The sequence below is a fragment of the Spongiimicrobium sp. 3-5 genome, from assembly GCF_046557915.1.
Taxonomy (GTDB): Bacteria; Bacteroidota; Bacteroidia; order Flavobacteriales; family Flavobacteriaceae; genus JBHEBG01.
Map to the genome: position 1 here is coordinate 532,855 of NZ_JBHEBG010000002.1, position 23,133 is coordinate 555,987.

Here is a 23,133-nt window from a genome sequence, read left to right on the forward strand (position 1 = left end):
CCAATTAAGAAACCAAAGTTATACAATTGAACCGATACTCCTAGGGTAAGGATGTAATCTAAGGGACTTGAAGTTAACTGAAGAAACAAGGAGCATCGGTTAAACAATAACCTCAGAAATAAAGATTTCAATGAACAAAATAACAATCCTTTGGGTGGATGATGAAATAGATCTGTTAAAACCCCATATTATTTTTCTCGAAAAAAAGAACTACGAGGTAGTAACCTGTAAAAGTGGTCAGGAAGCACTGGAAGAGATTACCAATACGCAGTTCGATATTGTTTTCCTGGATGAGAACATGCCGGGGATTTCCGGTTTGGAAACCTTAAATGAAATTAAGATTATAGACGCCACCCTTCCGGTAGTGATGATCACAAAAAGTGAAGAGGAATATATAATGGAGGAAGCCATAGGATCTAAAATAGCCGATTACCTTATTAAGCCGGTGAATCCGAACCAGATTTTACTTTCGTTAAAAAAGAATCTCGACAATTCTCGTTTGGTATCCGAAAAGACCACCGCCAATTACCAGCAAGAGTTCCGTAAGATTTCCTTAGACCTTTCCATGGTAAATTCATATGAAGAATGGGCAGATCTTTACAAAAAACTAATTTACTGGGAACTTCAATTGGAAGAGATAGAAGACTCTGGCATGTTCGAGATATTGGAGTCGCAAAAGGCCGAAGCCAATAGCCACTTCGGTAAATTTGTGGATAACAACTACACGGATTGGTTTAATGATGGTGATGGTCCGGTAATGTCCCATACACTTTTTAGAAACTTAATAGAACCCGAGCTAAAGGACAAGCCTACACTACTGGTGGTAATAGATAATTTAAGGTACGACCAATGGTTCGCTTTTGAGGATACCCTAAATACATTTTATAGAAAACAAAAGGAAGTACCCTACTACAGTATTTTGCCTACCGCAACGCAATATGCCCGTAATGCCATTTTCTCTGGCCTTACCCCTTTGGATATGGAAAAAAAATATTCGGATTGGTGGAAAAACGACACAGATGATGGTGGCAAGAACCTATTTGAGGATAAATTTTTAGGAGCGCAATTAAAGCGACTTGGATTAGACCTCAAATGGGAATATCATAAGATTAGCAGTCTAAAACAGGGAAGACATCTGTGCCAAAATTTTAAAACCCAAAAAGAAAACGACCTTACCGTAATAGTATACAATTTTGTGGACATGTTATCCCACGCCAGAACAGAAATGGAAGTAATAAAGGAGTTGGCATCCAACGATAAGGCCTATCGATCTTTAACAAAGAGCTGGTTTAAAAATTCGCCCTTATTGGATATCATTCAGCAGGCGCAACAAATGGGTCTAAAACTTATTATTACCACAGATCATGGTACCATAAACGTAAAACAACCTTCTAAAGTAATTGGAGATAAGCAAACCAGTCTTAACCTAAGATATAAGACAGGCAGAAGCCTCACCTACGAGGACAAGGACGTTTTGGCAGCTACCGATCCTTCCAAAATTCACTTGCCAAGTATTAACATGAGCAGTTCGTTTATTTTTGCGAAGAACGACCTCTTTTTTGCCTATCCGAACAACTATAATCATTATGCAAGCTACTACCGAAATACCTACCAACATGGCGGCGTATCATTAGAGGAAATGATTATTCCTTTTGTAGTTTTGGAACCTCGGTAAAACTACCATTGTATTATGGAGATCATATTTAAGCAAGAGGAAATTCATCAGGTAGCCCAGCAAATAATAAGACATTGTAAAGAAAAATTACTATGTTTTTATGGCGATATGGGTGCCGGGAAAACTACACTTATTAAAGCCTTGGTAAACGAATTGGGCGGAAAGGACCATGCAAACAGCCCAACCTTCGGCATTGTAAACGAGTACCACACCAAAAAAGGGTCGTTATTGGGGCATCATTTTGACTTTTATAGATTGAATAACGAAATGGAAGCCTTGGATATTGGATGGGAACATTATCTAGATATCGATGGCTGGATTTTTATTGAATGGCCCGAAAAAATTGAGTCCTTACTTCCGCAAGAAAGAAGTAATCTATACCTGCAAGTAGTGGACACGGATACAAGAAAGCTGACCCTAAAATGTTAAATTTTTAAATCGGTGTAAAGACAATATTTCTACAATTTCTTCTCGGTTTGGGTAACCAATTGTAACGATTTTACTTTTTTTAAGGTCCTTCTAGCAGTGTTTAAATTGGCACAAACTCTCACATCTGGAGCTTCCCAAACTTTGCATTTTCAACAGCTAAAAGCGGTGACAATCATCGTAAAACGCCAATTTTTATTGTTTTTGAATCGACGAAATGCACATTTTTCGTTGAAATGGTTGTTTTTTACGATAAAGTGTCATATTTTGCGGATTAAATACCAAATCTTAGACGTTTTTTTCCTACATTTATTGTGAAAATGAATCAAATCTTAAACTAAAACTTTAAATTATGAACGCTAAGAAAATTTTATTCGGAATCCTGGCCTGTGGAGTACTGATGGCGGCATCTTGTGAATCTAGTAACACAGCGGATGATGAATTGTACGAGCAAGGTGTGGACAAAAGTAAAGTAAGAACATCCAATAAAGCTTAATAACATTTGCAATAGTTACGTTGCATTAATTTTAAAATTATTCCAAGGGCAATCAATAAATTGCCCTTTTTTTCGTTACTGATTTTATATTATGATATTTTTCTGTAGTAATGAAAAAAAAATCGGAAAAGGAAAAAAAGGCTAGAAAAAGATTTTTCATAGAATCTATTGCTTTACTATTTATAATTCTTTGTCCCTTTATCTTTAAGATACATGAGTACCTTCCTACCGAACCCGGTAAGACCATTGAGTTTTTTGGAATGGTGATAGATAGCAATGGATTTATAAACCTCAATACCTATGCCTGGTTCCTATTGGGTAAATTTATTCCCCTTTATTTATTGACCATTTGGTTCTTCACCTGTAAACATTGGTGGTATCATATTCTACTGATACCTATTTGTATGTATGCGTTTCAGATTTTTGAGGTAATATATTCCGAAGACCTTTACGTAGACACCGAAAATATACTATGGTTACTTCCGGTTTGTATGATCGTAATTCCTTTCGTTTATTTTATTCGGATTAAACTCTACGACAAACACGTACACGGAATTGACTTAGAAGCTATGGATGAGGAGCTTAAGGCCTACAAGGAAAAGGAACAACTAGAGATAAAAAAAAACGAAGACGAAATAACTGGTAAGAGAGCTTCCTAGTACTTTTCGTTCTTATCCTCTGATATAACCACCCTCCTATTCCGCTCAACATTAGCTTTCATTAGAGACCATTTCATTAAAAAAATTGTAAATTTGATATTGACTCTATTCGAGTCGATTCATTTGCCATTTCTATGAACCAACCATCCTCTCCCTTTAGCAAACAACAGCTGTTACCTCAAGAAGAAACCCTAGAAGTTTTAAAACAAAAAGGTGAGCTTTTCATTGGGATCCCAAAGGAAAACCAGTACCAGGAAAAGCGTATTTGTCTTACACCCGATGCTATAAACGCAATTACTTCGCATGGCCACAGGGTGCTAATGGAGGCAGGTGCCGGACAAGGCTCTCACTTTTCGGACCTGGACTACACAAATGCCGGAGCCGAAATTACCAAGGATACCAAAAAAGTATTTTCTTGCCCATTATTGCTAAAGGTAGAACCACCAACACTAAGCGAAATTCAGTTATTAAACCCGCAGTCCACTGTAATTTCTGCTTTGCAAATAAAAACGCAAACCAAGCAATACTTTGAGGAACTTGCCAAAAGACGCATTACCGCCATTGCTTTTGAATATATCCGTGATGAAGACGGAAAATACCCGGCAGTAAGATCATTAAGTGAAATTGCAGGTATATCCTCGGTGCTGATCGCTTCGGAGATTATGGCGGCCACCAATAACGGAAATGGTCTTATGTTTGGGAATATAAGCGGAGTACCCCCAGTTGAGGTGGTAATCATAGGTGCCGGAACAGTAGGTGAATTTGCCGCGCGCTCGGCAATAGGCCTTGGTGCCAACGTAAAGGTTTTTGACAATTCGATCACCAAATTACGCAACATTCAAACCCATTTAAATCAGACACTTTACACGTCTACCATACAACCCAAAAACCTTTTGAAAGCGCTTAAGCGATGCGATGTTGCCATTGGTGCCGCAAGGGGAAAAGATCGGTCTCCTGTAGTAGTATCTAGCACCATGGTGGAGAATATGAAAAAAGGTGCTGTAATTATTGATGTAAGTATTGACATGGGCGGATGTTTTGAAACGAGCGAAATAACCACACATGCCAAACCCACCAAAGAAAAATATGGGGTAATACATTATGGCGTTCCCAATATTCCGTCGCGCTATCCAAAGACATCTTCCATCTCCATAAGTAATATTTTTACTCCATACCTATTAAAAATTGGTGAGGACGGAGGGCTCGAAAACTCCCTTAGGTTTGATAAGGGATTGCGCAATGGCCTCTATATGTACCATGGTATTTTAACCAACAAATCTGTAGGCGAATGGTACGATCTCTCCTATAGCGACATCAACTTTCTTATCTTTTAATGTATGGCTTTTTTAAAGCGCTTAGGCTTTTATCTTTTTGGACTGGCAATAGGACTTATTTTTCTAGCTTTCTTTTTTAAAAAAAAATCGGAAGAGACCGGTGTGGAATTCTGTTATCTACCCAACTGCAGGGTACTTAAGGATCTTCGCTCCAAACCATGGGAATACTCCAAGACCGTTGAGCAACTTTTAAATGCACAAACCTTGGATTCTACTGACATTGCCTACTTCCTTAAAGAGGGTGATATCGATTTTAATCTAAGCGATACGGAAGCAAAGCCTTGCAAAACCTATATTATTGAAAGTGAAATAGGCGATAAAAATGCTGTTTTGCAAGTAAAAAATTGTTTGGAAAACATCGTAATCGAAGAAGTTTCCTTTCCCAATTAGTAACGTGGTATAAGGTTCTACATTTATATTTTTCGGCGCTTACGCTCCTTTTTCAAAAGCCCTAACTCCCTACTGGTCTGCCCGGCAACGGATGTATTCTCCTCCGCTCTTCGTATAAGATATGGCATAACATCCCGTACTGGTCCAAAAGGCAGGTATTTGGCCACGTTGTATCCTCTGGCCGCCAGATTGAAGGAGATATGATCGCTCATTCCGTACAATTGCCCAAACCAAATACGTTGGTCATTGTTGGCGATGTCATTTTTTTTCATCAGTTCTAGAAGACGATAACTACTTTCTTCGTTATGGGTACCCGCAAAGATCGAAATAGTATCGAGATGGGCTACCAAATAATCCATTAAGGCATTAAAATTATCATCGGTTGCCTGTTTGGATTTACAGATGGGGCTAGGGTAACCCAGTTCTTCGGCCCTTTCATTTTCTTTTTCCATGTAGGCGCCCCGCACTAATTTTACGCCTATCTTAAATTTATCTTTCTGGGCCTTGCGGTGTAGCTCTCTTAGATAATCCATACGGTCCCAACGGTACATTTGTAGCGTATTGAAAACAATGGCCTTGTCCTTATTGTATTTGCGCATCATTTCCTCTACAAGATCATCGGCCGCATCTTGCATCCAACTTTCCTCAGCATCTATTAGAAGAGGAACATCTAAATCATAGGCCTTTTTGCAAGTGGCGTCAAACCGTTCAACAACGCGGCTCCACTCTTTCTGGTCTTTGGCATTTAGGGATTTTCCTTCCCCTATTTTCTGGAAAAGTGCAAACCTTCCATATCCGGTAGGTTTAAATACGGCAAAAGGTATGGCATCCTTCTCTTTTACAAAATCAAGAATCTTCAGATTCATGCCCAAGGAGTTGTCCAATGGATCTTCGTCTTCTTTCCCTTCCACAGAATAATCCAAAACGGAACATACTTTTTTTTGCCACATTTTATCTACCACCGGCATACAGTCTTCTTTGTTGACTCCGCCACAGAAGTGATCAAAAACTGTTGCACGTATCAATCCTTCTACCGGAAGATGTGCTTTTATGGCGAAATTGGTAACCGCAGTTCCCATTCTTACCAGGGGTTCGTTGGCAATCATTTTAAAAAGAAAATAGGCACGCTCCAGTTCGGAGTCGGTTTTTAACGCAAACGCTGTTGCGGTATCCTCAAAAAAATCGGGCATTTTTGTCAATTTTCAAACGAATCAAATATAATAACAGTATTTGTATTCTTATGACTAAAAATAAGCTTTATTTTGTGCTACTAAATATTTATTTATTATGTTCATTTACCTTTGCCAATCGCAAATTTCAATGATCGTATAACCTATATTATGGATTCTATTACTACCACTTCTTATGCCGTACACTTTAACGAAAATGCGTATCGTTCATTGAATCTTCATTTGGAGAGCACGGACTATTCCAAGGTCTTTGTTTTGGTAGACGAAAATACACATGAGTATTGCTTATCAAAATTTTTGGGAGCAATAACCGCTGATTTTAGTTTTGAGGTCATTGAGATTGAAGCTGGGGAGGTCCACAAAACCATTGATACATGCACTGGTGTATGGGAAGCCCTGTCCGAATTGGATGCCGACCGTAAAAGCCTCTTGATAAACCTAGGCGGTGGTGTTGTAACCGATCTTGGCGGTTTTGTTGCCTCTACCTATAAAAGAGGTATACAGTTTATTAATGTACCCACTACCCTGCTGGCCATGGTAGATGCCTCCGTGGGCGGAAAGACGGGAGTTGATTTGGGTGCTTTAAAAAATCAGATCGGTGTAATTAACCAACCCATGATGGTACTGGTTATTGCCGATTTTCTACATACTTTGGAACAGCGGCAGGTGCAAAGCGGTTTTGCGGAAATGCTAAAACATGGACTGATCAGAAATGGAGAATATTGGAAGACCATGAAGACCATTGCTACTTTGGAAAACCTGGGTACTTCCATATACGATTCCGTATCGTTAAAAAACGACATTGTATTGCAAGATCCTACGGAGCAGCACCTAAGAAAAATTTTAAATTTTGGACATACCCTGGGGCATGCCATTGAGTCTTACTTTTTAGAAAGTCCGGATCACGAACTTTTACTCCATGGGGAAGCCATATCCATCGGGATGATTTTGGAAGCCTATTTATCACATCAAATAACAGGCCTCCCAAAAAATGAATTGGAGGATATAAAGACTACTTTTTTATCGAGATACGAGAAAATAACTTTTAGTGATGCCGATATTTCGAAAATTTTAGCGCTTTTAAAATTTGATAAGAAAAATTCCCACGGAAACATTAACTTTGTATTGCTGAAAAACATCGGTGAAACGGTAATAGATGTGCAAGTACCCCAAGAATTGTTCTCCCAGGCATTTGCATACTACAAAGAATAGGAATTACATGTACTTAAATGTGTGTTTTGACAACTATTTAAAATAGGTAACCAGAAAAATTTATAGTTTAGGATTGTAATTAAAACCCATTTAACGGGGACAAATAACTAAACCATGAAACGCATATTAGTAGATTACAAAAAATTGAGTCATGAGGTAGCTGCCTTATTGATTGAGACCTATCCACACGGGTATGGCGATGGCGACATTATTGCTTTCAAGAATGCGCAGGGAGAGATCATAGAAACTGTAGAATTAAGAACTGAAGACACGCTGTATCTTGTTAAGATCAGTAAAAACCTTTCCAATTTCATTGCCAATTTTGAGGATGCTATTGAAAAGGAACTGGAAACCAAATCACCCGGTATTTTAGAAGAGGTAAATTCGGAAGATGTTGATGCCGCTTTGAATGCCGACCAAGATTTTGACGAGGAAACGGATATGGACTAAGCCAGATAGCGCTCCTTCAGTATTTGCACGTGGTGCTCCTGATGCCCGCAAATTACAAAACCCAAACCAGCTACACTCCATTTAAGATTACTGGCAACTCCTTCTCGAGATAGCTTTGCATCGTCCATCTCCCCAAAAAGGGTTATGCTACAATTTCTTACCTGCACGTACTCCTTCAGCAGCTCTTCCTTACTCTTTTCATTGGCATTAGATTCCAAAACGTACCCATCTTGCTCAAAACCCGGCAAGGGCGTAGTATCATTTCTAGAAAACCGAAAGGCCCTGAATTGAAAAACACGCTCGGCATCTATGATATGGCTTATTACCTCTGCAAGGGTCCATTTGCCTTCATTATAAGCATATTTTAATTTTTCGTCGGGGGTCTCTTCAATAAGCTTTACAAAATTGTCCTTCCCATTTTTTAAGGTTTCCATAAGGTCTACATCCCCTAGGACATTAAGGTAAGTGTTGTAGAAAGGCTTCTCGCCAAGATCTTTTAGTTCCGATTTTCTCATAGGTGTAAAAATAAAAAATCCCGCACAATAGGTACGGGATTCGTCAGTTGTATTTTGAAATACTTACATTTCGTTGAATATGGTATGCATAAGCCGCTTTTTATCGTTTATGCTTTCCTCCAAGGAAATCATGGTCTCTGTTCTACTAATGCCATCTATATCATCTATCTTAAAAATGATATTCTTGGCATGATTGGTATCCTTGGCCCTTATTTTACAAAATATGTTGAATTTACCAGTAGTAATATGGGCCACAGTAACGTAGGGTATTTGGTTCAACCTTTCCAAAACAAATTTGGTCTGATGTGTTTTTTCAAGAAAAATCCCAACATAAGCGATGAACGCGTAACCCAGTTTTACATAATCCAACGTTAGCGAAGACCCTCTGATAATACCAGCTTCTTCCATTTTTTTTACACGTACATGTACGGTTCCTGCGGATATTAAAAGTTTCTTGGCTATATCTGTAAAAGGTGTTCTGGTATTATCGATTAGCATGTCCAGAATCTGGTGATCAATCTCGTCTAATTTTACTTTAGTCATTTTTCATATTATTTTGAACAAAAATAAAAAATTAAGAAATTAAATGTAATAAATATTGCTTTTTTTTATCAAAAATGTAAAGAATTAATATTTTAGGCGAATATTAACCAGTTTGCATTAACAATTTTTTAAGTGCACTATTGGCCAACAGCTCATCTAATTCATTGTTATTTAAACAGTTATATGTTTTATGACCATAAAAGTCTGTCAAATTCCCTATTTTTTCAATTTTTGGGTCTAGTATTATGTCGGAATTGCGCAGTACTTCTTTGTACAGAATACCAATACTACTGCCTTTACTATAATCCATATTGAGGGCTTCCGCATTGTGTATAAGGATATCAAAAAACTGTTTACTATTTTCGGGAATATTAAAATAGGTCTCCAACTTGTACGACGCAACTTGGTCCGTGGCTATAACTTCCAAAGCGGTTATTAGGGCTGTAAAGATATATTCCCTTGTTTGTTCTCGTTCATAATCAGAAGGAAAGTGGCCTGCCTCAAAAAGAATGGTTGGGGTGTTCAACATCTGAAAGGTATCTCCAACGCAATTGCTATTAAAGGCATCATCATACCTACCCACTTGCCCGGAAATGCGCTTTTGCAGCACTTGGTTCATGGCAACGATCAATTGCATGCTTTGTCCTCTGGTAGCGGAGACGCTTCGTTCTTTATTATACGCAGGGGCCAAAAAGGAAACTGTAGCCGGGTTTGGACTATCTCCGGTATTAAAGATGGTTCTCTGATCGTGAAGATTAAAACAGTAATGGGGTCTAAAAGTGTCGAAAACCTTTCTGAGAAGGTTACTCTCTGGTTGGGTTCTGTGTTGCGCATCCCTATTAAGATCAACGGCATTGGCATTTACCCGTGTATAAGCAGCCGCTCCATCTGGGTTGAGCATAGGAATAATCATAAGCGTGCATTGGTCCAAGATATTCTTGCCCACCGGGGAGGTTCCCTGTACAAAGTTTAGCATATCCAAAACGGCTTTAGTGGTGGTAGCCTCGTTACCATGCATCTGAGACCACATCAGCACTTTTCTATCACCTTTCCCAATGGTAACAGAATTAATGGGGGCACCCAAGACCGACTTTCCTTCTTCCTTAACCAAAAAAGCCTTGGGTAACTTTTCAAGGAATTTAAGAATATCATGGTTTATCACGTAACGTCCGTGTACCGACTTTTCCTTAATTACCGAATAATCCACTCCTTGTGGTTCCATAAACATCGCTATAAATCAACGGTAAAAATAACGCCTATTTAGGTTACAATTGTAGTCAATAAATTTACATATGTATACAGTTAAATAAAAATAACCGCTATCGTAAACTACATTTGTATACATTGGCGTTCAAAATATAAGTAAAAGTTATCATTATAGTTTAATAGATTAATAAACAATAGGTTATATCATTTTATATAAAGTGATACTCTTATCTATTTTAAAATAATAATGTTTTGAAAAGTCTTAACGGTTTACTTTTTAATACATTTGCATAGAGATTGATTACAATGGTAAACACTGAAGAATTTGTGGGAAGGTTAGAGCAGATAATCCAATACCATGGACTTTCTGCTTCCGCATTTGCCGATAAAATCCGAGTACAACGTTCTAGCATCTCCCATGTCCTTACCGGAAGGAATAAACCTAGCCTAGAATTTGTAATGAAGGTTGTGCAAGCTTTTCCAGAAGTAAACCTTTACTGGCTTCTAAATGGTAAGGGTGTATTTCCCAGTGAGTCAACGAAACCCTCCTCCCCGTCCGCCCAACGGGCAACAAAAAATATCTCCAAAAAGATAGTGGCCACATCGGCCGCTCCTACCGCAAAAGAAGAAAAGACCATTGAAAAAATCATAATCTTCTACGATGACGGCAGCTTTGAGCCCTATGTGCCAAGAAGGTAGGTTATTTTGGATTCTTGTAATTTTTGCCATGGCGGATAAGCGCTAATTTCTTAATTTGCGGGCATGAAGCTGCAGTTTTTTTTGGGGTACCTCTCGGTACTTTTATTTTTCAGTGCCTGTTATAGCCCCACTCGGGAATGCGATAATTTTAAAGTTGGGACTTTTACCTTTGATTATGAGATTGAGGGGGAAAAAAAGTCGGGCTCTTTTACCAGAACAGACACGCATAGCGTTGAGTTCTATGATAGTAAGACCGATAGCGCCACTGTTCGGTGGATAAACGACTGCGAGTTTGTATTGCGCCCTTTGGACAATAGGGCCGCAATTCATTATAAGATAATAGCTACTACTGAAAATAGTTATACGTTCGAATACAAACGAGCTGTTAAGGACCCTAAAAAAAAGTTGATCGTAAAACGCGGAACCGCCTTTAAAACCGAATAATTATGTTTGAAATTTTTGCTAGTCCAGATGCATGGATCGCTTTACTGACCTTAACGTTTTTAGAAATTGTTTTGGGAATAGATAACATTATCTTTATTTCCATAGCGGCTGGAAAACTTGAGAAAGGTCAGCGTGCAAAAGCAACCAACATAGGATTGGTCCTGGCAATGGCCATGAGAATCATATTACTTTTTGGAATTACATTGCTGACATCAATGAAAAAACCTTTTTATGTCTTAGATACCGATTGGGTGACCGGTGGTATTAGTGGACAAGGGTTAATTCTATTCGGTGGTGGATTGTTCCTGCTCTACAAAAGTACCAGGGAAATACACGAGAAAATAGAAGATCGCGGACACGATGAACGAGAAGTAAAGAGTCAGCGCTCCTCATCTATGGCAAATGCCATATTACAGATTACGGTTATTAATATTGTTTTTTCCTTCGATTCCATCCTTACGGCAATAGGTATGACCAATGGTATTTCCCCAAATCCTAATGATGCGCTGGTATTGATGATCGTTGCCGTTGTAATTTCGGTAATCATCATGATGTTATTTGCCAATCCGGTAGGTGAATTTGTAAACAAACACCCATCCATACAGGTGTTAGGGCTTTCTTTCTTAATTCTGATCGGATTTATGCTGATAGCCGAATCGGCTCACATAAGCCATTTGATTGTGTTCGGAAACGAGGTGGGCACTATCCCAAAAGGATACCTATACTTCTCCATTGCATTTTCCTTAATGGTAGAATTCTTTGATATGCGGATGCGAAAAAACCGAAAGCCGGCTACGGAGAAAATTGAAGATTGAAGACTTTTGATACACCTATTAATTAGGTCTGTTAAAAGCTATTTTTGGGTTTAACTGCTTTTGTTTCTTAAAGGCCCTTTGTTGTTGTTTTACAGTAAGTGTACTGCCATCGGGGCTCCAACCGGGAGGCCCAAAAATGTACATAAGGACATGTGAAAATTTCTTTGCCTTTTTTACATCGTTATAAATGTCTTTAAACTCGTGCGTAAGTATCACAACGGGGTTATGCGAATCTGGGGCATGGATTACTCCATACTTAACATCTATGTCATCATCCAATTCTTTCCAGGTACCAAACATCTTATCAAAAATATTCAGGAATCCCCCATGGTTCTTATCCAAATATTCCACATTCTGGGCATGATGCACCTGATGCATAGTATGGGTATTGAATATCTTTTCTATGAAACCCATTTTGGGTATGTATACGGAATGCAACTGAAACTGCCAAAGGGCCTCTATCCCTAGACAGACCACTACCATTTCTGGTGGAAACCCAATCGCGGGCATCCACATATAAAACAAGGGCTTGTATAAAATGGTAAACCACCCGTTTCTTACAGCGGTTCCCAAGTTAAAATTATCCGACGAGTGGTGTACTATATGGGCGGCCCAAAGTATGCGCACCTCATGGTTTGCCCTATGGAACCAATAATATGTAAAATCGTCCGCTAGTTGACATAGCAACCAAATGTACCAGACATAGCCAAAGGACTCATAGCCCATAATGTTAGTGCGGACGCCATTGACTTCCGGATTGAAAAATTCGAAGGTGAAGTTAAATATAACGATGGCCGAAACTACCTTTATCAATGGGGCGATAATGGCAGACCCCAGGCCCATAAATCCACTGGCAAATAGGTCTTTCCATTCGTAAAGATCCTCGTCTCCATGCGTTTTACTATAAGTAAGCTCTAAAAGAATAAAGGCAATGAAACAGGGTACTCCGTACACCAGGGGGTTAGTGAAATCCATTTACAGGGAATTTTGGCGAATATAGTTATATTTAATCAAGATACGACGATTCAAGAAACACATAATCATTAAAATAAGGTAGGTTGATCGGCATCTTCCCCGTTAGAAACTTCTTTCCGGTCTTCTGGGGTTACATTTTCCTCATCAACCACTTCGATGTCTTCTGGTTGGTGCATTTCGGGTTCTTCATAAGGCAAAGGCTCCAAAGCATTAATGTTCTTTACCTTTTCGCTCGTTAGCTGATTACCTAAAGCTTTAATTCCCTTTATGGATATAAAACCCTCTAAGTCAACTATTTGATTTTGTTTTGCATCCTTGCCGCGTGGTTTTACAAATTCTATTTCGGCCACGGGCCGCCAGTCTGTTGAAACAAGCTCTAAAAACGATTTTGGATGCTCGGAAATGAAAAGTTCTTCTTTGTTTTCGTTTTCGATCAAAAATCTTTTAATATAATAACGGTCCTTTTCTCCATCATAGTATATAGCGGACAGAGGTTTATTGGGATTCCATTTTTCCAATACGATCATATCTTCATCAAAACGCGAAGATAGGTCTGGCGGTACCGTTTTTACCACTCCTTTTTGAGTAACTACCAGCAAGAGGTCGCTTCCCCTAAAATCACCCAGCAGATCGCCTCTACCGTCAACATTAAGACGTCTCACAACATCATCGAACCATATTTTTCTAGGTTTCAGGGTAGACACTCCCTTTTCCTTAAGTTCTATCCTTTTTACGGAATATTTGGTAACCAAATTGCCCTTGGAGGCCCTTCCTTTAATTAAGACATCGGCAAAATCCAAATCCCATTTTAATTTTTTAATACTACCTACCTGTCGGAGGTTTACGGTTATAACCTCCGCCTCTCCATTTGGATTGGCCGAAAAATAAAACACATCTGTAAGGGGTTTACCATTGGCCAGATCATAGGGCTTGTCTCTTGTAATTGCGGTTACATTAAAACGTTTTATGTAACTGGGGCCTCCCTTACCATCCTTATAGATCATATTGTATATGGTACGCTTATCCTTTTTCTTGAATACCGCAACATGGATAATATTTTTACCTACAAAGGTTTTAGAGTCCACTTTGGTGACCATCATTTTGGCGTCTTTTGTGAATACGATGATATCATCTATATCACTGCAATCCGTAACATATTCATCTCGCCTTAGCGAGGTACCCACAAAGCCCTCTTCCCTATTTACATAAAGTTTTGTGTTTCGGATAACTACCTTGGTGGCCTCAATATCATCAAAGACCCTAATTTCGGATTTTCTTTCCCTTCCTTTCCCGTACTTCTTTTTTAATTCTTTAAAGTAGTCAATAGCAAAGTCTATAAGATGCTCCAAATTATTCTTTACCTCGGCAATTTTTTCCTCCAAGTTGTCTAGATGCTGCTGTGCCTTGTCCAAGTCAAATTTGGAAATACGCTTTATCCTAATTTCGGTAAGCCGGGTAATATCCTCTTGGGTAACGGCTCTTCTTAAGTGCTTGGTGTAAGGTTTTAGGCCTTTGTCTATAGCATTGATGACGCCTTCCCAAGTCTCTTCCTCCTCAATGTCCCTATATATTCTATTTTCAATAAAAATACGTTCCAAGGAAGCAAAATGCCATTGTTCTTCCAACTCCTGGAGCAGTATTTCCAATTCTGCCTTTAAAAGTTGTACCGTAAGATCTGCTGAACGCGAAAGCATTTCGGTAACCCCAATAAATAGCGGCTTGTTATCTTCTATTATACAGCCAAGTGGCGATATGGAAGATTCACAAGCTGTAAATGCATATAGTGCATCTATAGTTTTGTCTGGTGACAAGCCAGAAGGTAAATGCACCAATATTTCTACTTCCGCTGCGGTGTTGTCCTCTATCTTTTTGATTTTGATCTTGCCCTTGTCATTGGCCTTAAGGATAGAATCTATTAAGGAGGAGGTATTTGTGCCATAAGGTATTTCATTGATCACCAAGGTGTTTTTATCCAACTGGGATATTCTGGCCCTAACCCTAATCTTACCTCCGCGTAGACCATCGTTATAATTGCTTACATCAATTATTCCCGAGGTAGGGAAATCTGGGTATATTTTAAATCGCTGTCCCCTAAGGTGTTTAATGGAAGCATCTATAAGCTCGTTAAAATTATGCGGCAATATTTTAGTAGAGAGTCCAACAGCGATTCCTTCCGCTCCTTGTGCCAAAAGCAAGGGAAATTTTACAGGAAGGTTTACGGGTTCTTTTTTTCTTCCGTCATAAGACTGCTGCCATTCGGTAATCTTGGGGCTAAATGTAACTTCGAGTGCAAATTTCGACAGTCGGGCCTCTATGTATCTAGATGCCGCCGCCCTATCACCGGTGAGTATGTTGCCCCAGTTACCCTGGGTATCTATCAAAAGGTCTTTTTGACCAATCTGTACCATGGCATCCGCAATACTGGCATCGCCATGAGGGTGGTATTGCATGGTATGCCCTACTACGTTTGCCACTTTGTTATACCGACCATCATCCAATTCCTTAAGGGCATGCATAATTCTTCGTTGTACGGGCTTAAAACCGTCTTCGATAGCGGGTACGGCACGTTCCAATATTACATAGGAGGCATAATCCAAAAACCAATCCTTGTACATTCCGGTAACCTTGGTAAGGGTTTCTTGGGAACTATCGTGGTCCTGGTTTAGTGCGTCGTTCAGATCTTCATTCTCTTCCATAAAGAAAGATTCGTATTTATTTGGTTTACAATTGATTTTCTTCTATTAAATCAATTTCTACTTTAAGGTTGTTTATTATAAATTCTTGTCGGTCCGGGGTATTTTTTCCCATGTAAAATTTCAGTAATTGTTCTATGGACATGGCCTTGTCCAACATTACCGGCTCTAAACGGATATCATCTCCTATGAAATGTTTAAACTCATCCGGGGAAATTTCTCCCAATCCCTTAAATCTTGTAATCTCTGGTTTCCCAGATAATTTGGCAATCGCGTCATTTCTTTCGGCCTCGCTATAGCAATATATCGTTTCTTTCTTATTTCGTACTCGGAACAAAGGTGTTTGTAGAATGTACAAATGGTTTTCCTTGATCAGTTCCGGAAAGAATTGTAAAAAGAAGGTAATGAGCAATAAGCGTATATGCATACCATCTACATCGGCATCGGTAGCGATTACAATATTATTGTACCTAAGGTTCTCCATGGACTCCTCAATGTTGAGTGCCGCCTGCAGTAGATTGAACTCCTCGTTCTCATAAACGATCTTCTTTGTCATTCCGTACGAGTTCAGCGGTTTCCCCCTTAGGCTAAAAACAGCTTGGGTGTTTACATCACGTGATTTTGTAATGGATCCCGAAGCAGAATCTCCCTCTGTAATGAACAGTGTGGTCTCTAGATTGCGATCGTTCTTCATATCGCCCAAATGTACTCGGCAATCCCGAAGCTTTTTATTGTGCAAGCTTGCCTTTTTGGCTCTTTCCCGTGCCAATTTTCGAATGCCCGAAAGATCTTTTCGTTCTCTTTCGGCCTGCATTATCTTTTGTTGCAGTTTTTCTGCCGTGGCCGGATTTTTATGCAGGTAATTATCTAAATACCTACCTACAAAATCATTGATATAGGTCCGTACGGTTGGCATATTACCGCCCATATCCGTGGAGCCAAGTTTGGTCTTGGTCTGGCTCTCAAAAACAGGTTCCATCACTTTAATGGAAATGGCCGAAATGATGGATTTACGAATGTCCGAAGCTTCGTAATTCTTACCATAGAAGTCTCGTATGGTCTTTACCAAAGCCTCCCTAAATGCCGCCTGATGGGTACCTCCCTGGGTAGTATGCTGCCCGTTTACAAAGGAATGATATTCTTCGCTGTACTGGGTTTTGCTGTGGGTAAGTGCAATTTCAATATCATTTCCCTTTAAATGAATGATAGGATAAAGCATATCCTCTGCACTGTTGTTATCTTCCAAAAGATCTTTTAAGCCGTTCTCAGAAAAAAACTTTTCGCCGTTAAAGACTATGGTAAGGCCAGGATTTAGGTATACGTAATTTTTGAGCATGCGTGCTACATACTCATTACGATACCTATATTTTTTAAAAATGGTTTCGTCCGGTACAAAAGAGACCTTGGTACCTTTTCGTTTAGAACTGTCCATGGGACCTTCCTCCAACACTAGGTTACCCTGATTAAATTCGGCAGTCTTCAGTTTACTGTCCCTTGAGGATTCTACTTTGAAAAAGGATGAAAGTGCATTTACGGCCTTTGTTCCAACGCCGTTGAGACCTACCGATTTTTTAAAGGCTCGGGTATCGTACTTTCCTCCAGTGTTCATTTTAGAAACCACATCAACCACTTTTCCAAGCGGTATGCCCCTACCATAATCGCGTACGTTAACCGTATTGTCCTTTATTACAATTTCAATGGTTTTTCCTGCACCCATCACAAACTCATCGATACAGTTATCTATCACTTCTTTCAAAAGAATATAGATTCCGTCATCTGCAGAAGAGCCATCTCCCAACTTACCAATATACATCCCTGGACGCATGCGAATATGCTCCTTCCAATCTAGCGATCGGATGTTATCTTCGGTATATTGGGTGTTTGTTGCCATAATCAGGGGCTTAAAAGCTAATGAACGCTAATATAGCAAGTGTTCCAAAAAGATAAAACCTATCCCTGTTAAAGTAATTAACAAAGAAAAAACGGTTTTGTTGATATAGTAGGTACTGTATTTGGTTTGAGTACCTATACATTAAACCTAAAATGCATAACATCGCCGTCCTTTACGATATACTCCTTGCCTTCTACCCGCATTTTTCCGGCCTCCTTAACTTTTGCTTCACTTCCAAAGTGGATGTAATCGGCATAAGAGATAACTTCGGCCCTTATAAAACCTTTTTCAAAATCCGTATGTATTACCCCTGCCGCCTGCGGTGCGGTTGCTCCAATGGGGATGGTCCAGGCACGTACTTCCTTTACTCCGGCAGTAAAATAGGTTTCTAAATTTAGGAGTTTATAGGCACCTCGGATCAACACTGCCGATCCCGGTTCTGATAATCCCAGGTCTTCCAAGAACATTTGGCGTTCTTCATAGGTATCCAATTCTGTAATATCGGCTTCTGTACCCACGGCCAAGAAAATTACTTCGGCATTCTCATTGGCCACGGCCGCCCTTACCTGTTCAACATAAGTATTTCCACTTGTGGCTGCTGCTTCATCTACATTACACACATACATTACCGGCTTGTCCGTAATAAACTGTAGCGGTTTTACAAACTCTTTTCTAGAATCGTCATCAATACTTATGGCCCTAACGGAAGTACCGGCTTCCAAACCATTTTTTAAACTAAGAAGTACGGCTTCTTCTTTTTGGGCTTCTTTATTACCGGTTTTGGCAGCGCGCTTTACTTTATCCAATTTCTTTTCCACGGTTTCCAAGTCCTTCAATTGCAATTCCATATCAATGGTCTCCTTATCCCTTATAGGATCTATGGAACCGTCTACGTGTACAATATTATCATCATCAAAGCAACGTAGTACGTGCAAAATGGCATCGGTTTCCCGGATGTTTCCCAAAAACTGGTTTCCCAATCCCTCTCCCTTACTAGCGCCCTTCACCAAACCAGCAATATCAACAATTTCTACAGTAGCGGGCAGTACTCGTTCCGGGTTTACAAGTTCTTCCAGTTTTTCCAAACGCGAATCGGGCACGTTAACCACACCTATATTGGGTTCTATGGTACAAAATGGAAAGTTGGCGCTCTGCGCTTTCGCATTGGATAAACAATTAAAAAGGGTAGATTTGCCAACGTTAGGTAGCCCTACAATACCTGCTTTCATGCTCTAGGTTTATAATTTGGGTGCAAATATAGTTTTTACCATGGTAAATGGAATCATTAACCAAAAACTAGTTGTTAATCTTTGTTTTCTAAATCGGTATGGCACTTCAAAAAATTGGAAAGTAATTTTGTAACAAAACCGTTTATTGTTCGTCTACCTTATCAACACAAAGTACATGGACATAAAACCTACTTTTACCTTGCTGGCGTTTTTTTTTATATTCAGCGCCTTTTCTCAGGATTTTAGCGGTAAAATCATTGATAAAGTTACCCGTAAGCCTGTACCCTATGCCACGATTCAGCTTAATGAGCATAGCGGAACCATCTCTAATGAAGAGGGGTTTTTTCTTATTAATTTAAACAATCAGCCCATAGATGCCCTTACCATTTCTTGTTTGGGTTACACCAAAAAAACCATTACCATATCGGACATCCAAAAAAGTAAAGGTGTAATTGTATTGGAGGAAGCTGCATTACAGCTCAATGAGGTATTTGTAAGCAATAAAACACCAAATGCGGATGCCATAATAGCCAAGGTAAATGCAAATCTCGGCAGAAATTACAAATCGGATCTCATAAAAAATTCTATTTTCTACAGAGAAACATCTTATGTAGATTTTGATAAGTTAGAGGTAGAAGTAGAAAGGGCATCGCATGTAAAAAAGTCGCAATTGGCAAGTGCCAATAGTAGTTTGGATTCGCTTTCGCGGGTAATTGTAAGGAGCAAACCCATACAGTTTACCGAGTTCAAAGGAAACTTATGGAAGAAAGATAACGAAAATCAAAAACTGACCGTGGCGAAGGCTACTATGTTGGTAGATAGCGAAAAGGATTTTTCCATAGAAAATGTTCAGGAGAAAGCGCAACATATAATGCTGCGTTATTTGGATACTACCATATCCTATAAAATAAAAACCGGAATCATAAAATTAACAGATTCGCTATCCCTAGGCGAAGAAATGAATAAGGATAACGAAGAGGAGTATACCGTGGAGGGGTTAAGATCTAGTGCCAATGGAATTCTAAAGACCTCTGCTTTTTATGATGAGTCCTTACTGCGTACTATTTTAAATCCTAAGTATTACGATTATCTATTCTTGGATGCCACTTTTTTAAATGAGGAGCTGGTCTATATTATTCAGTTTACACCTTCACGTGGAAAATCGAAATTCTCTGGTAGATTATATGTTTCAGACGACTCCTATGCCGTGCTAAAGGCCGACTACAGTTATGCCAAGGGCAAACGGGGCGAAAAATTTAATCTAAAATTTCTGTTGGGGGTTAAGTATATCGAAAATGCCCGAAGGGGAACCATCATTTACAAAAAAGGAACGGACAATTTCTATTTTCCACAGTACATTATGCAAGAAGAAGGGAGTTATTTTTATGTAAGCAGACCCATCAAATTTATTGAAAATACCGAGGAACGGAATAAAGTGGCCTTCGATTTTACCGTGGAAGGCAACGGTCGTAATAAAACGGAATTATTGTTTACCGAAATTGCAAAGATAAATACCGGTGAATACGAAGCCCTAACGGAAAAAGAAAAAGTACCGTATCAGGAGCTAAAAAAATACGAGCCCAGTATATGGCAAAATAATGAGGTGCTGGCCCCTCTGGAAGAAATGAAAAATTTTAATAGCGGGGATTAATTCTTAATCTTCGGGATGCATAAAACGCTGCTTGCCCAATAGTACTTCCTCCGATTCTACCCGATCATCATCGGGTACACAACAATCCACAGGACATACGGCCGCACATTGAGGTTCTTCATGGAAGCCCATACATTCGGTACATTTATCTGGGGAAATATAATAAATCTCGTCACTTATTGGTTCCTGAACTTCGTCCGCATTTACAGATTTACCGTCGGGAAGAACAACATCGCCCTTTAATGATGTGCCATCACTATAGCGCCACTCATCTGCTCCTTCATAAATAGCGGTGTTTGGACACTCGGGTTCACATGCCCCACAATTTATACACTCGTCCGTTATAATAATCGCCATAATTTTCTTTTTCTAATGCTTACTTTTGTGCAAAGGTAAACCCTAATAAAATCTTGTACAAATATAATGGCCCACCTGCAACATAGATTGAAAGCTTTTGTTAAACTTGGGGATTTCTTTCGAGAATTTTGTGACTATTCCAACAATTCGCAAATAAATTCCGAAAGTAATAATTGGTTTGATCGATTCGATGAAAAAATTGCCCTTGCAGGGCATACAAACGGCTGGTTTACAAAAGAGAACATACTTTACGGAATAGCCCAATGGGGAGAGCTCCTTACCCATGATAATCTACAGACCTGGCTTTCTAAATATACCATGGACAATAGTACCCCAAAAAACGTAGCCATAATTATGGCCGGTAACATTCCCTTGGTAGGCTTTCACGATTTTTTATCCACATTAATTACCGGTAACAAAGTACAGGTTAAGTTGTCCTCCAACGATACGGTACTCTTACCGTTTATTACAGAATACCTTATTGCTATAGAACCGTCGTTTACAGGGCAAATATCATTTGTTACGGGTAAACTTGAGGACTTTGATGCCGTTATCGCCACCGGAAGTGATAATACCGCACGGTACTTTGAGTATTATTTTGGAAAAAAACCGAATATCATCAGAAAGAACAGAAGTTCGGTGGCGGTGCTTACAGGAAATGAAACGCCAATACAACTTCAGAAGCTTGGCGATGATATTTTTAGATATTATGGCCTAGGTTGCCGCAGCGTTTCTAAATTGTTTGTACCCAAGGATTATGATTTTGATACTTTCTTCACTGCCATATTCCCTTTTAAGTATTTAATGGATCAGGCCAAATACGCCAATAACTATGATTACAACAAGGCCGTATATCTTATGAGCGAATTTAAGATTTTGGAGAACGGGTTTGTAATGTTAAAAGAAGATACCGGCTATTCCTCCCCTATAGCTACCGTGTTTTACGAACACTACGGTACGCTCCAAGAACTTAAGGAGCAATTAAATGCCGACAAAAACAACTTGCAATGCATCGTTGCCGAAAATGTTTTGCCTGGGGAAATCGCTTTTGGAAAAACGCAATGTCCAAGTCTATGGGACTATGCGGATGATTTGGATACTGTTGAATTCTTGTTAAAAACATAACAGAATATTTCAATTTCAATAGTAATCTTTCCATTGTTTTTTATGACCTTTAGGGCCTAATTTTTACAACCCAAAAATGAAAAAACATAATTTTAGTGCAGGGCCTTGTATACTTCCACAGGAAGTAATGCAAAAAGCTTCGGAAGCCGTGTTGGATTTTAATGGATTGGGGCTTTCGCTCATCGAAATTTCCCATCGTAGTAAAGATTTCGTCGCCGTAATGGAAAAGGCAAGATCCCTGGCCTTGGAGTTATTGGGTCTGGAAGGCAAAGGATATAAGGCACTCTTTTTACAAGGCGGTGCCAGTACCGAGTTTTTAATGGTGGCCTATAATCTTTTGGAAAACAAGGCAGGATATATAAATACAGGCGCTTGGAGCGATAAAGCCATTAAGGAAGCCAAACTTTTTGGGGAAGTGGTTGAGGTGGCCTCTTCCAAGGACAAGAACTTTAACTACATTCCCAAAAACTACACCGTGCCCAGTGGTTTGGATTATTTGCATATTACCTCCAACAATACCATTTTTGGTACCCAAGTAAAGGAATTTCCAAAAACCGATGCCATGCTGGTTTGTGATATGAGCTCGGATATTTTTTCTAGGCAGTTGGATTTTTCCCAATTTGATTTAATTTATGCCGGGGCACAAAAAAATATGGGTCCGGCTGGTACTACTTTGGTGGTGGTTAAGGAATCCGTTTTAGGAAAGGTTTCTAGAAAGATACCCTCTATGCTAAATTACCAAGTACATATAGACAAGGACAGTATGTTCAATACTCCCGCGGTTTTTCCCGTTTACGTTTCCATGCTTACCTTGGAATGGTTAAAAGATCTGGGTGGTATACCTGCCATTGAGGAAATCAATGATAAAAAAGCGCAACTGCTTTATTCGGAAATTGAACTTAACCCCATGTTTACAGGTTTTGCAGAAAAGGCCGACCGATCTAATATGAACGCTACCTTTAACCTTACGGATGATGCCTTAAAGGAAACTTTTGACGCCATGTGCAAGGAAGCCGGAATAAATGGTCTTAACGGACACCGCTCCGTAGGTGGTTACCGGGCCTCTATGTACAACGCACTTTCCTTGGAAAGTGTAGGAACCTTGGTAGATGTTATGAGCGAACTTGAACGCAAGGGATAATACGAAACCCAAGCAAA

At 39.4% G+C, this 23,133-nt stretch carries 23 protein-coding genes; 14 read left to right on the forward strand and 9 right to left on the reverse strand.

Annotation, left to right across the window (positions count from 1 at the left end; genetic code table 11):
* Positions 1-130 precede the first annotated feature (130 nt).
* From ACEQ81_RS10505 to ACEQ81_RS10530, 6 genes are all read left to right on the forward strand, one after another.
* Positions 131-1,675 carry a PglZ domain-containing protein gene (locus ACEQ81_RS10505; RefSeq protein ID WP_411030844.1) on the forward strand — a complete coding sequence of 515 codons (1,545 nt, stop codon included), beginning with the start codon at positions 131-133 and terminating at the stop codon, positions 1,673-1,675.
* A 15-nt stretch (positions 1,676-1,690) separates the two neighbouring features.
* Positions 1,691-2,104, forward strand: a complete 414-nt coding sequence (gene tsaE / locus ACEQ81_RS10510; RefSeq protein ID WP_411030845.1) for a tRNA (adenosine(37)-N6)-threonylcarbamoyltransferase complex ATPase subunit type 1 TsaE — start codon at positions 1,691-1,693, stop codon at positions 2,102-2,104.
* Positions 2,105-2,453: 349 nt separating this feature from the next.
* Positions 2,454-2,597 (forward strand): hypothetical protein, encoded by a 144-nt coding sequence (locus ACEQ81_RS10515; protein WP_411030846.1) that lies wholly within the window; start codon positions 2,454-2,456, stop codon positions 2,595-2,597.
* 110 nt (positions 2,598-2,707) lie between these two features.
* Complete coding sequence (locus ACEQ81_RS10520) at positions 2,708-3,256, forward strand: hypothetical protein (protein WP_411030847.1); 549 nt, start codon at positions 2,708-2,710, stop codon at positions 3,254-3,256.
* Positions 3,257-3,390: 134 nt separating this feature from the next.
* Positions 3,391-4,590: an alanine dehydrogenase gene (locus ACEQ81_RS10525; RefSeq protein WP_411030848.1), complete on the forward strand. Its 1,200-nt coding sequence runs from the start codon at positions 3,391-3,393 to the stop codon at positions 4,588-4,590.
* 3 nt (positions 4,591-4,593) lie between these two features.
* Complete coding sequence (locus tag ACEQ81_RS10530) at positions 4,594-4,980, forward strand: DUF4258 domain-containing protein (protein WP_411030849.1); 387 nt, start codon at positions 4,594-4,596, stop codon at positions 4,978-4,980.
* A gap of 23 nt (positions 4,981-5,003) precedes the next feature.
* Here the strand turns inward: ACEQ81_RS10530 and ACEQ81_RS10535 are convergent, their stop codons facing one another.
* On the reverse strand, positions 5,004-6,170 hold the full coding sequence (locus ACEQ81_RS10535) for a proline dehydrogenase family protein (RefSeq protein WP_411030850.1): 1,167 nt from the start codon (positions 6,168-6,170) through the stop codon (positions 5,004-5,006).
* Positions 6,171-6,320: 150 nt separating this feature from the next.
* Between ACEQ81_RS10535 and aroB the strand changes: the two genes are divergently transcribed.
* A complete protein-coding gene (gene aroB, locus ACEQ81_RS10540) occupies positions 6,321-7,382 on the forward strand; it encodes a 3-dehydroquinate synthase (RefSeq protein ID WP_411030851.1) in 1,062 nt (353 codons plus the stop codon).
* A 114-nt stretch (positions 7,383-7,496) separates the two neighbouring features.
* Positions 7,497-7,832 (forward strand): hypothetical protein, encoded by a 336-nt coding sequence (locus ACEQ81_RS10545; protein ID WP_411030852.1) that lies wholly within the window; start codon positions 7,497-7,499, stop codon positions 7,830-7,832.
* Here ACEQ81_RS10545 and ACEQ81_RS10550 read toward each other — a convergent pair.
* From ACEQ81_RS10550 to ACEQ81_RS10560, 3 genes are all read right to left on the reverse strand, one after another.
* Entirely contained in the window at positions 7,829-8,347 is a 519-nt protein-coding gene (locus ACEQ81_RS10550; RefSeq protein WP_411030853.1) for a DinB family protein, read from the reverse strand. The genes ACEQ81_RS10545 and ACEQ81_RS10550 overlap by 4 nt on opposite strands.
* Before the next feature lie 63 nt (positions 8,348-8,410).
* Complete coding sequence (locus ACEQ81_RS10555) at positions 8,411-8,890, reverse strand: Lrp/AsnC family transcriptional regulator (protein ID WP_411030854.1); 480 nt, start codon at positions 8,888-8,890, stop codon at positions 8,411-8,413.
* Positions 8,891-8,993: 103 nt separating this feature from the next.
* Positions 8,994-10,112, reverse strand: coding sequence for a M14 metallopeptidase family protein (locus tag ACEQ81_RS10560; RefSeq protein WP_411030855.1), 1,119 nt, complete (start codon positions 10,110-10,112; stop codon positions 8,994-8,996).
* A gap of 290 nt (positions 10,113-10,402) precedes the next feature.
* Between ACEQ81_RS10560 and ACEQ81_RS10565 the strand changes: the two genes are divergently transcribed.
* From ACEQ81_RS10565 to ACEQ81_RS10575, 3 genes are all read left to right on the forward strand, one after another.
* On the forward strand, positions 10,403-10,795 hold the full coding sequence (locus ACEQ81_RS10565; protein WP_411030856.1) for a helix-turn-helix domain-containing protein: 393 nt from the start codon (positions 10,403-10,405) through the stop codon (positions 10,793-10,795).
* Positions 10,796-10,858: 63 nt separating this feature from the next.
* Complete coding sequence (locus ACEQ81_RS10570; RefSeq protein ID WP_411030857.1) at positions 10,859-11,239, forward strand: hypothetical protein; 381 nt, start codon at positions 10,859-10,861, stop codon at positions 11,237-11,239.
* Between the two features lie 2 nt (positions 11,240-11,241).
* Positions 11,242-12,054 carry a TerC family protein gene (locus ACEQ81_RS10575; RefSeq protein ID WP_411030858.1) on the forward strand — a complete coding sequence of 271 codons (813 nt, stop codon included), beginning with the start codon at positions 11,242-11,244 and terminating at the stop codon, positions 12,052-12,054.
* 18 nt (positions 12,055-12,072) lie between these two features.
* Here ACEQ81_RS10575 and ACEQ81_RS10580 read toward each other — a convergent pair whose 3' ends face one another.
* From ACEQ81_RS10580 to ychF, 4 genes are all read right to left on the reverse strand, one after another.
* Positions 12,073-13,029, reverse strand: a complete 957-nt coding sequence (locus tag ACEQ81_RS10580) for a sterol desaturase family protein (RefSeq protein ID WP_411030859.1) — start codon at positions 13,027-13,029, stop codon at positions 12,073-12,075.
* A 68-nt stretch (positions 13,030-13,097) separates the two neighbouring features.
* Complete coding sequence (locus ACEQ81_RS10585; RefSeq protein WP_411030860.1) at positions 13,098-15,725, reverse strand: DNA gyrase/topoisomerase IV subunit A; 2,628 nt, start codon at positions 15,723-15,725, stop codon at positions 13,098-13,100.
* 25 nt (positions 15,726-15,750) lie between these two features.
* Positions 15,751-17,613 carry a DNA topoisomerase IV subunit B gene (locus ACEQ81_RS10590; RefSeq protein WP_411030861.1) on the reverse strand — a complete coding sequence of 621 codons (1,863 nt, stop codon included), beginning with the start codon at positions 17,611-17,613 and terminating at the stop codon, positions 15,751-15,753.
* 134 nt (positions 17,614-17,747) lie between these two features.
* Positions 17,748-18,842 (reverse strand): redox-regulated ATPase YchF, encoded by a 1,095-nt coding sequence (ychF, locus tag ACEQ81_RS10595; protein WP_411030862.1) that lies wholly within the window; start codon positions 18,840-18,842, stop codon positions 17,748-17,750.
* Positions 18,843-19,017: 175 nt separating this feature from the next.
* On the opposite strand from ychF, the gene ACEQ81_RS10600 reads away from it, so the two are divergent.
* Positions 19,018-20,493, forward strand: coding sequence for a carboxypeptidase-like regulatory domain-containing protein (locus ACEQ81_RS10600; protein WP_411030863.1), 1,476 nt, complete (start codon positions 19,018-19,020; stop codon positions 20,491-20,493).
* A 3-nt stretch (positions 20,494-20,496) separates the two neighbouring features.
* Here the strand turns inward: ACEQ81_RS10600 and ACEQ81_RS10605 are convergent, their stop codons facing one another.
* Positions 20,497-20,850, reverse strand: coding sequence for a 4Fe-4S dicluster domain-containing protein (locus ACEQ81_RS10605; RefSeq protein ID WP_411030864.1), 354 nt, complete (start codon positions 20,848-20,850; stop codon positions 20,497-20,499).
* A gap of 66 nt (positions 20,851-20,916) precedes the next feature.
* On the opposite strand from ACEQ81_RS10605, the gene ACEQ81_RS10610 reads away from it, so the two are divergent.
* Positions 20,917-21,975 (forward strand): acyl-CoA reductase, encoded by a 1,059-nt coding sequence (locus tag ACEQ81_RS10610; RefSeq protein WP_411030865.1) that lies wholly within the window; start codon positions 20,917-20,919, stop codon positions 21,973-21,975.
* 76 nt (positions 21,976-22,051) lie between these two features.
* A complete protein-coding gene (gene serC / locus ACEQ81_RS10615; protein ID WP_411030866.1) occupies positions 22,052-23,116 on the forward strand; it encodes a 3-phosphoserine/phosphohydroxythreonine transaminase in 1,065 nt (354 codons plus the stop codon).
* Positions 23,117-23,133: the final 17 nt, after the last annotated feature.